12 protein-coding genes are annotated in these 14,799 nt (G+C 69.3%); 3 read left to right on the top strand and 9 right to left on the bottom strand.

What is annotated here, in order from left to right; translation table 11 throughout:
* Positions 1–4: 4 nt before the first annotated feature.
* Positions 5–838: an ABC transporter permease gene (locus O4J56_RS10080; RefSeq protein ID WP_270685416.1), complete on the bottom strand. Its 834-nt coding sequence runs from the start codon at positions 836–838 to the stop codon at positions 5–7.
* Positions 835–1,761 carry an ABC transporter ATP-binding protein gene (locus O4J56_RS10075; protein WP_270685415.1) on the bottom strand — a complete coding sequence of 309 codons (927 nt, stop codon included), beginning with the start codon at positions 1,759–1,761 and terminating at the stop codon, positions 835–837. The genes O4J56_RS10080 and O4J56_RS10075 overlap by 4 nt, the downstream gene beginning before the upstream one ends.
* Before the next feature lie 176 nt (positions 1,762–1,937).
* On the opposite strand from O4J56_RS10075, the gene O4J56_RS10070 reads away from it, so the two are divergent.
* Positions 1,938–3,326 (top strand): class II fumarate hydratase, encoded by a 1,389-nt coding sequence (locus tag O4J56_RS10070; protein WP_270685414.1) that lies wholly within the window; start codon positions 1,938–1,940, stop codon positions 3,324–3,326.
* Between the two features lie 101 nt (positions 3,327–3,427).
* On the opposite strand, the gene O4J56_RS10065 is transcribed toward O4J56_RS10070, so the two are convergent.
* The 3 genes from O4J56_RS10065 to O4J56_RS10055 form a co-directional block, all read right to left on the bottom strand.
* Positions 3,428–4,162, bottom strand: a complete 735-nt coding sequence (locus tag O4J56_RS10065) for an NgoMIV family type II restriction endonuclease (protein ID WP_270685413.1) — start codon at positions 4,160–4,162, stop codon at positions 3,428–3,430.
* Positions 4,163–4,346: 184 nt separating this feature from the next.
* Positions 4,347–5,201, bottom strand: a complete 855-nt coding sequence (locus tag O4J56_RS10060) for a NaeI family type II restriction endonuclease (protein ID WP_270685412.1) — start codon at positions 5,199–5,201, stop codon at positions 4,347–4,349.
* A 153-nt stretch (positions 5,202–5,354) separates the two neighbouring features.
* The gene (locus O4J56_RS10055; RefSeq protein WP_270685410.1) at positions 5,355–6,455 is read right to left on the bottom strand and encodes a DNA cytosine methyltransferase; all 1,101 of its coding nucleotides are present in this window, start codon (positions 6,453–6,455) and stop codon (positions 5,355–5,357) included.
* 291 nt (positions 6,456–6,746) lie between these two features.
* Between O4J56_RS10055 and O4J56_RS10050 the strand changes: the two genes are divergently transcribed.
* Together O4J56_RS10050 and O4J56_RS10045 are read left to right on the top strand one after the other, a co-directional pair.
* The gene (locus tag O4J56_RS10050) at positions 6,747–7,133 is read left to right on the top strand and encodes a very short patch repair endonuclease (RefSeq protein ID WP_270685409.1); all 387 of its coding nucleotides are present in this window, start codon (positions 6,747–6,749) and stop codon (positions 7,131–7,133) included.
* A 181-nt stretch (positions 7,134–7,314) separates the two neighbouring features.
* Complete coding sequence (locus tag O4J56_RS10045; protein WP_270685407.1) at positions 7,315–9,309, top strand: serine/threonine-protein kinase; 1,995 nt, start codon at positions 7,315–7,317, stop codon at positions 9,307–9,309.
* Positions 9,310–9,402: 93 nt separating this feature from the next.
* Here O4J56_RS10045 and O4J56_RS10040 read toward each other — a convergent pair whose 3' ends face one another.
* From O4J56_RS10040 to O4J56_RS10025, 4 genes are all read right to left on the bottom strand, one after another.
* Positions 9,403–10,068: an aggregation-promoting factor C-terminal-like domain-containing protein gene (locus O4J56_RS10040; protein WP_270685406.1), complete on the bottom strand. Its 666-nt coding sequence runs from the start codon at positions 10,066–10,068 to the stop codon at positions 9,403–9,405.
* A 391-nt stretch (positions 10,069–10,459) separates the two neighbouring features.
* Complete coding sequence (locus O4J56_RS10035) at positions 10,460–11,083, bottom strand: transglycosylase family protein (RefSeq protein WP_270685404.1); 624 nt, start codon at positions 11,081–11,083, stop codon at positions 10,460–10,462.
* Positions 11,084–11,438: 355 nt separating this feature from the next.
* A complete protein-coding gene (locus tag O4J56_RS10030) occupies positions 11,439–13,031 on the bottom strand; it encodes an alkaline phosphatase D family protein (RefSeq protein WP_270685402.1) in 1,593 nt (530 codons plus the stop codon).
* Between the two features lie 204 nt (positions 13,032–13,235).
* On the bottom strand, positions 13,236–14,516 hold the full coding sequence (locus O4J56_RS10025; protein WP_270685470.1) for a PhoH family protein: 1,281 nt from the start codon (positions 14,514–14,516) through the stop codon (positions 13,236–13,238).
* Positions 14,517–14,799 lie beyond the last annotated feature (283 nt).

The following is a 14,799-nucleotide window of genomic DNA, read 5'->3' as shown; positions in this document are numbered from 1 at the left end:
GCTCTCAGTCGATCAGTCGCCGGCGCATCTGGAAGACCGCCAGCCCCCAGGCGACCACGACGAAGGCGGCCAGGGCGGCCCAGTGGAGCGCGGCCGTGCCCGTGTCGATGCCGAACGCGGCCCCGCGGACCAGCTCCACGCAGTGGTAGAGCGGGTTGAGCTTGGAGACGGTCTGCGCCCAGCCGGGCAGCTGGTCCAGTGGGAAGAAGGTGCCCGCCACCAGGAAGATCGGGGTGATCAGGCCCGAGATGACGTAGTCGATGGTCTTGATCGAGGGCACCACGGCCGACATCCAGATCCCCATCAGGGCGAAGCCGAAGCCGGTGACCATGGCGATCAGCGGTACGGCGATCATCCCTGTGGCCGGGGACAGGCCGAAGCCGATCGCCACCAGCAGCGGCGCGCAGCCGTACACGCCGGCGCGCAGGGCGATCCAGGCGGCCTCGCCGGTCACCAGCTCCCGCACGTCGACGGGGGCGGCCAGCATGCCGTCGTAGGTGTGCTGGAAGACGCGGCGCACATAGGTGTCGATCAGGCCGGGGTAGATGGAGGTGAACAGGACGGAGGTGGCGACGATGCCGGTGCCGATGAAGTCCAGGTACCGGTACCCGGCGACCACCCCGACCAGGGAGCCCAGGCCGAAGCCGAACGCGAGCAGGAAGATGACCGGCTCCACGACGGAGGCGAAGGTGGTCGGCTTCCAGCTGCGGCGGTACAGGGCCCACTCACGGGTGAGGACGCCCTTGACGGGCGCCAGCTCGAACCGTCCGGGCGGGCCCGTGCGCGCGGCGAGCGCGGCCGCGGCCTCCGGGCGCTCGGCGGTCTCCTGCACGCTCATTCCACACGCTCCCCGGTCAGGCTCACGAACACGTCCTCAAGGTTGCTGGGGCGCACGTCGCCCCGGCCCAGCTCGCCGCGGAGGGCCTCGGTGATCTCCTCGGCACGCATGACGGCCAGCGCGGCGCCGGTGCGGCGGGTGGGCAGCCCGGCGGCCTGCGCGCGGCGCTCCAGCTCCTCGTGGCCGTCGGCTCCGGCGGGGAACTCCTCGACGGTCTTGCCCGCGTACTCGGCGATGAGGTCGGCGGGGACGCCGTGGCGGACCACGCGGCCTTTGGCCATGAGCGCGACCTCGTCGGAGAGGCGCTCGGCCTCCTCGATGTAGTGCGTGGACATGAGGACGGTGACGCCCTCGTCCCTCAGGGAGGCGACCAGGCTCCACAGCTCTTGACGGACCTGCGGGTCCAGGCCGACCGTGGGCTCGTCGAGGAGGACGAGGCGGGGGCGGTGGACCAGGCCGCGGGCGATGAGCAGTCGGCGCCGCATGCCGCCGGACAGTTTGTCGGCCCGGGTGTCGCGTCGGTCCTCCAGGTGGGCGATGCGCAACGCGCGCTCCACCGCTTCGGCGCGCTCGGCCTTGGGGACGCGGTAGAGGTGGGCGAACACCAGGAGGTTCTCGGCGGTGGTGAGCTCCTCGTCAAGGTTGTCGTGCTGGGGCACCACGCCCATGAGGGCACGCGCGCGCTTGGACTCGCGGGGGACGGAGTGGCCGAGGATGGTGATCTCCCCGTCGTCCGCGCGGGTCTGGGCGGTGAGCATGCGCATTGTCGTGGACTTCCCGGCCCCGTTGGGGCCGAGGAGCCCGAGGACGATGCCCGGGGGCACGTCGAGGTCGAGCCCGTCGACGGCGCGGAGGGCGCCATAGGACTTGACCACCCCGCGGAGGGTGAGGGCGGGGGGTTCTCCCCGTGATGGTGACGGCATACGGCCACCGTAGGGAAATCCGGTGGGCCCGCCTAATGCTTTTCCGCGGGGGCGCCCTACGTGACACCGCCCACAACGCCCGAGGCCACGCCCGGTCTGTGGCGGGGGCACCCCCACCCCCCACCTCTACTTCTGGCAATCTTGGGGACAGGTTTCCCTGGAGGTGTCTTTCAACGATGAGTGAGTTCCGCATCGAGCACGACTCGATGGGCGAGGTCCAGGTCCCCGCTAAGGCCAAGTGGCGGGCCCAGACCCAGCGCGCGGTGGAGAACTTCCCGATCTCCGGCCAGGGGCTGGAGGCCGCGAACATCGAGGCGCTCGGCCACATCAAGGCCGCCGCCGCCAAGGTCAACGCCGAGCTGGGGGTCATCTCCGACGAGCTCGGCAAGGCCATCCGCCAGGCGGCCCTGGAGGTCGCCGAGGGCAAGTGGAACGACGAGTTCCCGATCGACGTGTTCCAGACGGGCTCGGGCACGTCGAGCAACATGAACAGCAACGAGGTCATCGCGACCCTGGCCAAGGACGCCTCCGGGCTGGACGTGCACCCGAACGACCACGTCAACGCCTCGCAGTCGTCGAACGACGTGTACCCGTCGTCGATCCACATCGCGGCGACCTCCGCGGTGGTGAACGACCTCGTCCCGGCGCTGGAGCACCTGCAGGGCGAGCTGAACCGCAAGGCCGTGGAGTTCGCCGGGGTCGTGAAGAGCGGGCGCACGCACCTGATGGACGCCACCCCGGTGACGCTGGGGCAGGAGTTCTCGGGGTACGCGGCGCAGGTGGGGTACGGCGTCGAGCGCCTGAAGGCGGTGCTGCCGCGCGTCGCGGAGCTGCCGCTGGGCGGCACCGCGGTGGGCACCGGCATCAACACGCCGGAGGGCTTCGCGCCACGGGTCATCGCCGAGATCGCCCAGGCCACCGGCCTGCCGCTGACCGAGGCGCGGGACCACTTCGAGGCCCAGGGGGCGCGCGACGGGCTGGTCGAGCTGTCGGGGCAGCTGCGGACGATCGCGGTGGGCTTCGCCAAGCTCGCCAACGACATCCGCTGGATGGGCTCGGGCCCGCGCACGGGGCTGAGCGAGCTGCGCCTGCCGGACCTGCAGCCGGGGTCGTCGATCATGCCGGGCAAGGTGAACCCGGTGCTGTGCGAGGCGATGCTGCAGGTGTCGTCGCAGGTCGTGGGCAACGACGCGGCGGTGGCCTTCGGCGGCGCGAGCGGCAACTTCGAGCTGAACGTGCAGCTGCCGATGATCGCCCGCAACATCCTGGAGTCGGTGCGCCTGCTGGCGAACGTGTCCCGCGTCTTCGCCGACCGCTGCGTGGCCGGCTTGGAGGCCGACGAGGAGCGGTGCCGGGAGTACGCGGAGTCGTCGCCGTCGATCGTGACCCCGCTGAACCGCTACATCGGCTACGAGGAGGCGGCCAAGGTCGCGAAGCAGGCCCTGGCCGAGCGCAAGACGATCCGCCAGGTCGTCATCGAGCGCGGCTACGTGAGCGAAGGCAAGCTGACGGAGACCCAGCTCGACGAGGCCCTAGACGTCCTGAAGATGACGAACGCGAAGTAGTACCGACCCCGTTCTGAAAACGACGTAACTCTGGGGTCGGAGCCCACCCTGTACCGACCCCAGAGTGCGTCCCTGTAACACCATATGCGGCAACGGTGATTTCAGAGCGTCCGCACAAGATCGACCAAGTCGTCGTAGTCACGGAGACGCCCCTGATCACGGAGCCTGCAGAACGTGTCCCAGGTCTGCCTCTGGGAACTCGTCGCGGACGATCCGTTACAGACTGATTCGAGTGCAGTCTCCAAAGCCGGAAGATGGAGATGGTAGACGCAGTCGACGTCCCCGGCTCCACGTCCGAGGATCGAGAGAAAATAGGGACGCGGCTCCATGACGATCACTGCGAAATGGGGCATCCGCCCCCTCCGTAGTGCGGAGAGTTTCGCTCCTTGAGAGCGTGGATCCTGAGCGCGATCGGTTCTCAGTGACCATTTGACCGAGAAGCCGGCGGCCAGGTGCGGAAGATCCGACCGGTCCGACCGGTACGGGGACGTACGGCCGATCGCGACGTCCAGACCGAGAACGGATTCCTCTCCGAGCGCTCCTAGCAGCAGTCGCCTCTGCTCACGGGCCTTGAGCTCCTCCTTGCTCAGATCATCGAGAAGCGCTGACAGTTTACTCTCAAGGGCAGAGGGCCGGAACGACGAGGTGAGGGTACTGATCTCGTCGACCAGTTCGGCCAATCGGCCTCCGGACGAGGAATCCCGCACGAGCTCGCGCACGACTCCAAGATGCGAGTACTGCTCGAATTTGTCGATACGCCTGTCAGCGTGAATGTCAAGATGCTCGGTCTGCACCACGACCCGTTGACGTAGGTCCTCGACGACTGCGGACTGCATCAACGAACCCACGTCCGGCCGGGCAGGGCGCCCCCCATCGACCCCCATGGCCTCGAAGAAGGCATGACCCAACTTCACAGAGAACTTATCGCTCTTATCACTTGTATTGGGCCTTCCCTCTCTGAACCCACAGAGCCCAATGGCAAACGGGGCAGGCAACACGCCCTCCGATCATCAGCGGCGATCACGGCATCGAACCATATTTCGCGGGGACACGACACGCTGGCTCGTCGTTTTGAGCGACGACATACTCTATCCCTGAGAGGACTGTGAACGGGCGATCATCCCCAACGGGCCTCTCGACGAGTCGAGCACTGACCCATTCGCTCTTCCCAGGCACCGGAAGACCCAATTCCGAAGCTATCTGCGGGTGCCCGTAAAGCGAGCAGAGAATCACTATCCCCTCATCGGCCAGGCGCAACCTCGAATCCCGAGCACGCTTCGGGCCATCGTGCTGCCGCGCGACCGTGATGAGAGTCTCGCGCCTGATCAGGGACCCCTGAACCCTTCGGAAGAGTTCCGTGACCCTTCCTTGCCCGGAAAGCCGACGACTGAACACCTGCTCGACCACGCTCGCAGGAAACCGGAGCAGCTGATTCTCAGGAAGGCGACCATTCTCTACGAGCCACCTGATCTTCGATCGCCCCTCCTTCTTGATGGTTCGTTTCCCGTCCTTATTGCTTCCCGGATTCAAAACGTCATCGGTGGGCCGCATGAGCCCGACAGAGAACTCACCCTTCTGGTCCTGCGCATACATGAAGAGGCATATCCGGCCGACGGCCTCCGTAGGGATGGCCTGAGAGAAACGTGAGGTCATCGAGAACTTGGCGTCCACCTCATGGCCGCAGATGCGATAATCCATCACCTCTCCACGGTCAAGGCCGAACTCGTCTTGGCAGATGATCTCGACCTTCGTCCCCAGGTATGTGCGCTCCGTCTTCGCGACATTCGATGCGTAAAGATCGAAGCGTCCTGTCCGCTGGCCGTCCAACACCTCATCTATCGCCTGTCGGAAGACGCGACCGAAGATCTCCTCCATCCGAGATCGGGATCGAAACCAGGCTTCGACGTCGTCGAGTCCCGGATCGTCCGATCCGCTGGAAGAATCGGGACCATCCGAAAGAGGGAGGGGGGTGTCCATCATTCGAGTATCCGTTTCTCGTTCACCGACAGAGAGATCAGTGCGACCTCATCACCACATCTGAGTGAGCTCCAGCTGCGCGGCTTCGGGTGCGAACGTCAGCCGATACACATGCTCTGCGATCGCCTTGCCCAGCAACGGAGGGACCGCGTTTCCGATCTGCTTTCCCACCTCGATCTTACTTCCCTCGAAGGTGAACTGATCAGGGAAACTCTGCAGCCGAGCGGCCTCTCGGTGCGTGATCGGGCGATCGTACACAGGGTGGAGGTAACGCCCCTTCTCCGGCTTGTAGAACTCGGTACGGATCGTGAACGAAGGCCTGTCCCACCACATCCGCCCCATGACGTCCGTGGTACCGGTCGGTTTGTTCTTCCAGCAGTTGGGCAGGAGGTCGGGTCGATTCCGCTGAAGATCGAACCTGTTTCCACCTTCCGGAATCGCCCGATACCGTTCGAGGGACTTCTGTGTCGGCGAACGCCGAATATGAAGGTGCTGCACCCCATCGTCATCGATCTCGATCTCAGTCCTCTCAGGAACCTCCGGAAGATCAGAGATAACGTCTCTGAGAGTCACGTAAGGGACTTCACCCGGAGAGTCCGGGCCATTCGTGGGCGGAGGAGGCCAAGGAACATTCTCGACGTCTCGGACGGCGATGAATATTCCTCTCCTCCGACGCTGCGGAACCCCGTAGTCGGCAGCATTGAGGACACCGTAACCGTACGCATAATCCTTCAGTTCCGGATCGGACTCCATGATCCGGAGAAGTTTCGCGAACTGAGCCGACTTCTGAAATTCGGGAACGTTTTCGATGACGAAGGCCTGAGGTCGGATCCGGCGGACCGCGGTCAGGTACTGCTGCCAGAGCTCGTTCAACTGGGCCCGGCTCTCATCGTCCCGATCACGCCCGAGAGGGCTGAAACCCTGGCAAGGGGGACCGCCGATGATGACGTCGGCATCCGGGTAGTGGAGCACATCCTCGATGGATCCGGAATGGACGTCGCAGTCGAAGTTCCGCTTGAACGTGCGAGCGGCGGCGTCATCGACCTCGACCGCGAAGACCGGTTCGAACCCCCGGTCGGCGAGCTGGAACCCCAGGCTCAGCCCCCCGGCACCTGCGAACAGGTCGACCGTCCGGATACCTCCCCTGCCCATCGCACCTCCGTCATGGCTTGAATCTGATGAAACTATAGGCGCCCGCCCCCTGCATCGCACGGCTGTCCAGCGCCTCTGTCCACCCAGTAGCCAACACCACGGGTACGACGATCCATCCCTGGGGCATGCCTCTGGCCGAACGTGTCCTTCCTCATCCGACCTCTGCGACGGACCATGGAGCCTCGACAACCTGTGGACGGCCGTGATCGCGACATCACGACGTCCCGTAGCGTTGGCCCTATGACGGCTTCCCGCCCCGTAGGTGCCTCCAGCCCCGGCGTACGGAAGAGCATGCGCTCCAACAAGGGGCGTGACACCAAGCCCGAGCTCGCGCTGCGTCGTGCCGTGCATGCCCTGGGGCTCCGCTATCGCGTCTCCTATGCCGCAATCCCGTCATACCGTCGTACCGTCGATCTCGCGTTCACCAAGGTCAAGGTCGCGGTCTTCCTCGATGGTTGCTTCTGGCACGGCTGCCCCGAGCACCACACCGTGTCCGCGACGAACACGAGCTTCTGGGCCGAGAAGGTCCGACGGAACCGGGAGCGTGACGCCGAGACGAACAGCCTGCTGGAAGAACGAGGCTGGCGCGTTCTCCGCATCTGGGAACACGAGGACCCTCAAGATGCGGCCGTCAGGGTGGCGGCTCTGGTGAAGAAGAGGCGTGAAGAGGTCGACTGAACCGTCGGACCGCTCCTCAGGGGCGCCGCTCAGAGGCGCCCTCCTCCGTGACCTCGCCAGCCCTCTCGAAAGGCCCGATCCGGACAAGAGGGATCCTGCCCTCTGGGTCTGTCCGGTGTGGCTGGTTAGTAGTCTGCATGCACGATCGCTAACGTTATCTCCCCCTTGAGAGGCCTCACTGATGTCCACGGATGAGGGCGCCCGCGTTGTGATGGGGCGCTACCGGTTGGACAAGGAGCTGGGCCGCGGCGGTATGGGCATCGTCTGGAAGGCCTGGGACACCCAGCTCCAGCGGGCCGTTGCCGTCAAGGAGATCCTCCTCCCCGCTCACCTGTCCGACGATGAGCGCGCCGAGGCTCGGGCGCGTGTGCTCCGGGAGGCGCAGAGTGCCGCCCGGGTTCCGCACCCCTCCATCGTCACCGTGCACGACGTCTTCGACTTCGAGGACAACCCGTGGGTGGTCATGGAGCTCATCCCCGGGCACTCCCTCGACCAGGAGCTCAGCCGGAACGGGCCCCTCCTGCCCTCTCGGGCGGCCGCGCTCGCGACCGCGCTGATCGAAGGGCTCAAGTCCGCCCACGAGGCCGGCGTCGTCCACCGCGACATCAAGCCCGGCAACGTCATGGTCTGCGAGAGCGGACGCGTCGTCATCACCGACTTCGGCATCGCCACCATGGAGGGCGGCGCCTCCATCACCGCCACCGGCGCGCTCATCGGGTCGCCCGAGTACATGCCGCCCGAACGCCTCCTGGGCGAGGCGGCCACTCCCGCCGGCGACCTCTGGAGCGCCGGGGTCACCCTCTACCAGGCCGTCGAGGGCTCCTCCCCGTTCCGCCGGGGCACGATCACCGCGTCCATCTCGGCGGTCGTCTCCGACCCGGTGCCGGACATGCGGCAGGCGGGCCCGCTCCAGCCGCTCATCTCAGGGCTCCTGGAGCGCGACCCCGCGCACCGTTTGGGGCCCGACGCCGCCCTGGAGCTCCTCCGCTCGGCTTCCGGGCCGGGAGCCGCCCTTTCCGGGACGGGGCCGTCCGCGGCGTTCGATCCTGGGCCACGTGCACCTGAAGGGATCGACCCCGGCCCCCGAGGCGGAACCCCGGCCGGCGGGCTCCCCGCCGAGATGGGCATGGGTGGACCCGGACCCGGGACTCCTGCCGGTGGCGTCCCCGCGGAGATGGGGATGGGCGGCCCGGCTGGCCCGGGTGGGCCCGGTGCGGTGCCTACGGGGGGTACGCCCTCGCACGGGATGCCGCCTGGGCCACAGGGCCCCAGTGGGGGGTGGCCCTCCCCCGCGGCCTCTGGGCCGCCTCAGGGACCCGCTGGGCCTCCGCCCGGTCCGGGCCCCGCACAAGGCCCTGGGCCGGGCTTCCCGCCCGGCGGGCCACCTCCCGGGCAGCCCGCCTACGCGGCCGCCGGCCCTCCCCCGCAGCCCCCGCAGGCGCCGAAGAAGTCGGGCAGCAAGACGCCCCTGGTCCTCGGGATCGGGTGCGTGGTGCTCGCCCTCCTCGTGCTGGGCGGGTGCGGCGCGTTCGTCGCCATCGTCGCCAACAGCGAGAGCGGCGGCTCCGAGTCGGACACCGGCTCCAGCGGCTCCGAGAGCGGCGACGCCGACACCGAGGCGCGGGAGGACCCGTCGGACTCCGGGGACTCCGAGGGCGGGGACACCGGGCAGACCGAAGGCGTCCCCACCGACTTCGAGACCTACTACGGCGACCGCTTCAGCGTCGACTACCCCTCCGGCTGGACCCTCGACGACAGCGACATGTCCTCCGACGGCACCGGCACGGTCACCATGGCCGACTCCACCGGCGAGCGCCGCTTCATGCTGGCCACCTGGGACCTGGAGGGCGACCAGGGCAGCCTGGCCCGCCTGGAGGCCAACGACGAGTCCTTCAAGTCCTCCGGCGACTACGAGAACTACCGCACCGACGAGATCCGCGAACTGGAGGAGGACGAGTACCCCTTCCTCTGGGACCCGGAGTACGACGCGGCCTTCGTCGTCAACCGCTACACCGGCAACGACTGGGACAACCCGGAGCGCTACCTCACCGAGTACTCCGTCCACCACGAGGGCCAGGGCTTCACCCTCTCCCTGAACGTCCCCGAGGGGGAGGCGGAGGCCTACGGGCCCGTCCTGCAGCACTCCTTCGACAGCTGGTTCTTCCTGTCGATCTGAGGGACGGAACGGCAACAGGACGGGATACGCGCCGGGAAACGACGAAGGGGCCCTCCGGACACTGTCCGGAGGGCCCCTTCCGTCTCAGGCCGGTCAGTACCAGCCGTTGGCCTGCGAGTGCGACCAGGCCTCACACGGCGAACCGTACCGGTCCTCGATGTACCCCAGCCCCCACTCGATCTGGGTGGCCGGGTTGGTCTGCCAGTCCGACCCCGCGGTGGCCATCTTCGAGCCGGGCAGGGCCTGCGGGATCCCGTACGCACCCGAGCTCGGGTTCTGCGCCGACGGGTTCCAGTTGCTCTCCTTCTCCCACAGCGGCTCGAGGCAGCCGCTGAACTGGTCCGAGCTCCAGCCGAAGTCGCCGAGCATGGCCTTGGCGATGCTCTTGGGGTCGCCGCTGGGAGTCGAGCCGCCCGAGTCGGAGCCGCCGTCGTCGTCGGACTCCTCCTTCTCCTCCTCCTTCTTCTCCGGCGACGCGGTGCCGCTGGCGCCCGCCGCGGAGCCCGCGTCGTCCATGCGGTCCTTGGCCTCCTCGCGCGCGGACGCGCGCTGCTCGTCGGAGACCTCCTCGACGTCGGAGAAGAACTCCTCCTCGCTCTGGGACTCCGCCTTCGGCGCGTCCGCGGGGAGGGCCGCGCTCGCCGCCTGCTCGGGGGAGCCGCTGTCGGCGAATGCGGAGACACCGAAGGCGGCTCCCGCCACCACGGTGGCGCATCCGACCGCGGCGGCCGCGCGCAGCGAGATCCGGTTCGTCAGCAAAAATCGCCCTTTCGCCAGTCGCGCGCCGGCGAGCGCGCGCGATCGACCGATGCCCCGGGCACAGGTTGGAATCGGAAAGGGCGGCTGAGAGGGGAACTTCGCCGGCCGCCCTCGCCTCTGGGGTCCGCGCGGCGGTACTTCGGGGGCACCGGGGTTCTCGGGTGCGTGCCGCGCAGGGCTCCGGGGGCTCCTTATGGGGCGGGGGTCCGGGGACCACCCGCATCGTCACGGAACAATAACAGCAAATCCCGACATGTCCACCCCGGGAAACGGGGCGAGAACCGCGGAACAGGGGGATGCGCGGGGTGCGTGGGGCAGGTGTGGTGTGGGCCCCTCACGGAGCCCACACCACACGCTCAGGGGGCGGGGCCTCAACGGGCCCCGACGGCCCCTAGTCGAACAGGTGGCGCCCGCACTCGGGCCACTGGCTCTGCCAGTTGCCCCCCACGGAGTCGTACAGCATCTTGGCGCGCATCGTCTGCTCGCTCGACGGCGCCTCGGCCGGGCTCCCGCTGCCGCCCACCGACTGCCAGGTCTGCATGGAGAACTGGTACAGCCCGTAGTAGCCGCCCGCCTCATTCACCGCCGAGGGGTTGCCCCCCGACTCGCACTGGGCCAGCGCGGGCCAGTTGAGGGAGTCGGCGTCGGCGCTGGTGTCGCCGCCCGCGCTGCCTCCGCCCGAGTCGGACGAGCCCTCGTCGGAGGACTCCTCCTCGGGCTCCTCCTCCTTCTTCTCCGGCGACGCCACGCCGGAGGCGCCCGCAGCGGAGTTCGCCTCGTCGATGCGGTTCTGGGCCTCCTCGCGCGCGGAGGCGCGCTGCTCGTCGGAGACGCCCTCGACGCCGGCGAAGAAGTCCTCGCCGCCGGCCTGCGGCGGCGGCTGCACGGCGGCGCCGGTCACCTGTCCGGTGTCGGCCCCGGCGAAGTACATGGTCCCGGCGAACAGGGCGCCCGCGGTCAGGCCCGCGGCGCCGATGCCCGCGGCCAGGCGGGGGGAGATGCGGTTGAGAAGCACGAGTGGGCCTTCCGTCAGAAGTGCGCGCGACCCGATGTCGGGGGCTGGGGGGCGGGGCGGCGGACGCCTCCGCCTCCGGGCGCGCGCCCGGGGGCTCCTGGTTACGATCCGTCCCTAACCCTGCCGTATGCCGCGAAGGCCGGACACCGGTTCCGGCATGACCTCGGTCACACTACATCGCGTCACGGCGTTCACCGCCGCCACCTGGGTCCCGTTCCGTTGCGTGATCCGTGCGGGGGCTCCGGCTGCGCGGCCGCTCCGTTCGGCCGCCGCCGGCGCCCCCGATCTTAGGACATGCGGGCACCGTCCGCGGTGATGTCCGAAACCCGTGCCCGCCCGCGTGTCAGGCCGTGTGTCAGGCCGAACCGGGCTCCAGCTGGGTGGACCACAGCTCGTCCCCGTTGGCGTCGCGCAGGTACACCGTCATCGCCTTGGACTCCGGGTCCACCTCCACCTCGCCGAAGTGCTGGAAGCCGTCCAGCGGCGAGGTGTTGGGCGCGGGCGGCGCCTGCACGAACACCTCCTCGGGCCCGAAGGTGGGGTCCAGCTCGTTGGGCCCAAATGCCCCGGCGTGCAGCGGCCCGGACACGAACTCCCAGAACGGGGTGAACTCCGAGGAGCTCGCGCGGTCCGGCGAGTAGTGGTGGGCGGCCGTGTAGTGCACGTCCGCGGTCACCCACACGGTTCCGGTCACCCCGGCGCGGTGCAGGCCGTTCAGCACCCGGTCGATCTCCGGCTCCCGCCCCGCGGGCGCCCCCGGGCGCCCGTTGGCGACGGCCTCGATGGCGTCGCCGTCGGGCACGACCAGCCCGATCGGCATGTCGGCGGCGATCACCTTCCAGGCGGCCTTCGAGCGCTTCACCTCGCGCAGCAGCCAGTCGGCCTGCCTGCGCCCCAGGATCGGCTCGTCGGGGGCGGTCCCGTCGGAGTTCGCGGCCCGGTAGGGGCGCATGTCGATGACGAACACGTCCACGTCCGGGCCGAGCGACAGGCGACGGTAGATGCGCCCGTCCACCGCCTCGCGCCGCACGATGGGCTGCCACTCGTGGAACGCGCGGTGGGCGCGGGCCGCCAGCCGGTCCACCGACGTCTCGGTGTACCGGTCGTCCTCCAGGATCTCCCCCGGGTACCAGTTGTTGGTGACCTCGTGGTCGTCCCACTGCACGATCTGCGGCACCCGCGCGGCGAACGCCCGCAGGTTGTCGTCGAGCATGTTGTAGGCGTACTGGCCGCGGAACTCGGCCAGGGTCTCGGCCACCTTGGACTTGGCCTCGGTGGTGACATTGCGCCAGATCCGCCCGTCGGGCAGCTCGACCCGCTCCTCCAGCGGCCCGTCGGCGTAGCAGGCGTCCCCGCGGTGGAGGAAGAAGTCGGGGTCGCGGTCGGCCATGGCCGCGAAGATCGGCATCCCGCCGATGTCGGGGTTGATCCCATACCCCTGCCCGGCGACGTCGCCCGACCACAGGAACCGCACCGGCCGGCCGCCGCGGGGGGTGCGGCACGACCCGGTCACCGGCTCGCTGCTGTACCTGCCGGACTCGGCGCGCACTCTCACGTGCACCTCGCTCCCCGGCTCCAGGCCGTCGACGCGCACCCGCCCGGTGCCGTCCGAGGCCGGGGTGAGCATCGGCCCGCGGACCTCCTCGGCGTCGGAGAAGTCCGGCCGGGTGGCGACCTCCACCACCATGCGGGCGGGCCGGTCGGCGCGGGCCCACACCACCGCGCCGTCGGGGCGCGGGTCGCCGAGCTGGATGCCGTGCGTCAGTTTCGGGCGGTTCTTCCCCTGGGCGAAGGCGGGGGCGCCGCCGACCAGCGACGCGCCCAGCGCGGTGCCGCCGAGCAGGGCGCCGCGGCCGAGCACCGACCGGCGGGAGGGCGCGTCCCGCCCGGACGGCGGCGCGGGCTGTGAGGGTTCGGGGGTGTCGGGGGATTCGGGGGTCGGTGCCATGGAACGCGGCTCCTCGGGCTCGGTGAAAGGCGCGGATGAGGGGCGCCGCGGCGCCCCTCCGTCCGCGTTCTATCTGCCCGCCTGGTCCCGGACCGGAACGGGTGGGGAAGGAGGGGTGAACGCGCGCGTGCCCGCCGGAGCGGCGCTCCGGCGGGCACGCGTTCAGCGGCCGCGCTCACCGGCACCGCGGGCCGGTGCGGCGCGTCAGCCTTCGAGCATCTCGGTGACCAGGGCGGCGATCGGGGACCGCTCGGACCGGGTCAGCGTGGTGTGCGAGAACAGGGGGTGCCCCTTGAGCTTCTCGATCACCGCGACGACGCCGTCGTAGCGGCCCACCCGCAGGTTGTCGCGCTGGGCGATGTCGTGGGTGAGGACCACCCGCGAGTTCTCCCCCAGCCGGGACAGCACGGTGAGCAGCACCCCGCGCTCCAGGGACTGGGCCTCGTCGACGATGACGAACGCGTCGTGCAGCGAGCGCCCGCGGATGTGGGTGAGCGGCAGGACCTCCAGCATGCCCCGGTCCACGACCTCGTCGATGACGTCCTGGCTGGTAACGGCGGACAGGGTGTCGTGCACCGCCTGCCCCCAGGGGGTCATCTTCTCGTTCTCGGTGCCCGGGAGATAGCCGAGTTCCTGGCCGCCGACCGCGTACACCGGGCGGAAGACCATCACCTTGCGGTACAGGCCGCGCTCCAGGACCGCCTCCAGCCCCGCGCACAGGGCCAGGGCCGACTTGCCGGTGCCGGCGCGCCCGCCCAGCGAGACGATGCCCACCGAGGGGTCGCTGAGCACGTCCAGCGCGATGCGCTGCTCGGCGCTGCGGCCGTGCAGGCCGAAGACGTCCCGGTCGCCCTTGACCACCTTGACCGACTTGTCCGGCAGCACCCGGCCCAGCGCCTTGCCGCGCTCGGAGACCAGCACCAGGCCCGTGTGGCAGGGGAGGTCGCGAGCGGCCTCGATCTCAGCGGTGCCGTCCTCGAAGAGGGCGGCGACCTCGTGCCCGGGGACCTCCAGCTCGGCCATGCCCGTCCAGCCGTGCTCGATGGCGAGCTCGGCCCGGTACTCGTCGGCGCTCAGGCCGATCGACGACGCCTTGATCCGCATCGGCAGGTCCTTGCTGACCAGCACGGTGGCCCCGGTTCCGGCCATGCCCGACTCCTCGTCGAGGTTGCGGGCCACCGTCAGGATGCGGGTGTCGTTGTCGCCGAGCCGGAAACCGGCCGGGAGCACGGTCGGGTCGCTGTGGTTGAGCTCCACGCGGAGGGTACCGCCCGACTCGTTGACCGGGACGTCGGCGTCCAGGCGCCCGTACTCGACGCGCAGGTCGTCGAGGCGGCGCAGGGCCTCCCGGGCGAAGTAGCCGAGTTCGGGGTGGTGACGCTTGCTCTCCAGCTCGGAGATCACCACGACGGGAAGCACCACTTCGTGCTCGGCGAACCGGGTCATCGCCGCGGGGTCGGCCAGCAGGACGCTGGTGTCGAGCACGTAGGTGCGCCGGGTGGTCGAGGAACTAGCCACTCGTTCTCCCCTTGGGCGCCGCGGGGGCGCCCCTCTCTCACGGGATTCCTGGGACCGGGACCGACCCCCGCGACGGGCCGGGACCGGCCCGCGTCGTGGTGAGCTCCTCGTGGGAACAGGACCTCGGACAGCAGGGGCCTCCCGCAGCGGACGGATGCGCACCGTCCGCTGGTTCCGACGGTACCCGGCAGGCTGTGAAGAGCAAGACCCCCAGGTGACACGGCATGTGAACACCGGGTGAAGCGGGTGG

It is taken from the genome of Nocardiopsis endophytica, assembly GCF_027706725.1.
Classification (GTDB): Bacteria; Actinomycetota; Actinomycetes; order Streptosporangiales; family Streptosporangiaceae; genus Nocardiopsis_A; species Nocardiopsis_A endophytica.
This window is presented reverse-complemented; position numbering and strand designations above follow the sequence as displayed.

Bases quoted from the DNA above. Each gene is read 5' to 3' on its own strand.
- O4J56_RS10075 (WP_270685415.1), bottom strand. From the start codon at position 1,761: ATGCCGTCACCATCACGGGGAGAACCCCCCGCCCTCACCCTCCGCGGG.
- O4J56_RS10065 (WP_270685413.1), bottom strand. From the start codon at position 4,162: ATGCAGTCCGCAGTCGTCGAGGACCTACGTCAACGGGTCGTGGTGCAG.
- O4J56_RS10060 (WP_270685412.1), bottom strand. From the start codon at position 5,201: ATGGAGGAGATCTTCGGTCGCGTCTTCCGACAGGCGATAGATGAGGTG.
- O4J56_RS10055 (WP_270685410.1), bottom strand. From the start codon at position 6,455: ATGGGCAGGGGAGGTATCCGGACGGTCGACCTGTTCGCAGGTGCCGGG.
- O4J56_RS10030 (WP_270685402.1), bottom strand. From the start codon at position 13,031: ATGGCACCGACCCCCGAATCCCCCGACACCCCCGAACCCTCACAGCCC.
- O4J56_RS10070 (WP_270685414.1), top strand. From the start codon at position 1,938: ATGAGTGAGTTCCGCATCGAGCACGACTCGATGGGCGAGGTCCAGGTC.
- O4J56_RS10080 (WP_270685416.1), bottom strand. From the start codon at position 838: ATGAGCGTGCAGGAGACCGCCGAGCGCCCGGAGGCCGCGGCCGCGCTC.
- O4J56_RS10045 (WP_270685407.1), top strand. From the start codon at position 7,315: ATGTCCACGGATGAGGGCGCCCGCGTTGTGATGGGGCGCTACCGGTTG.
- O4J56_RS10050 (WP_270685409.1), top strand. From the start codon at position 6,747: ATGCGCTCCAACAAGGGGCGTGACACCAAGCCCGAGCTCGCGCTGCGT.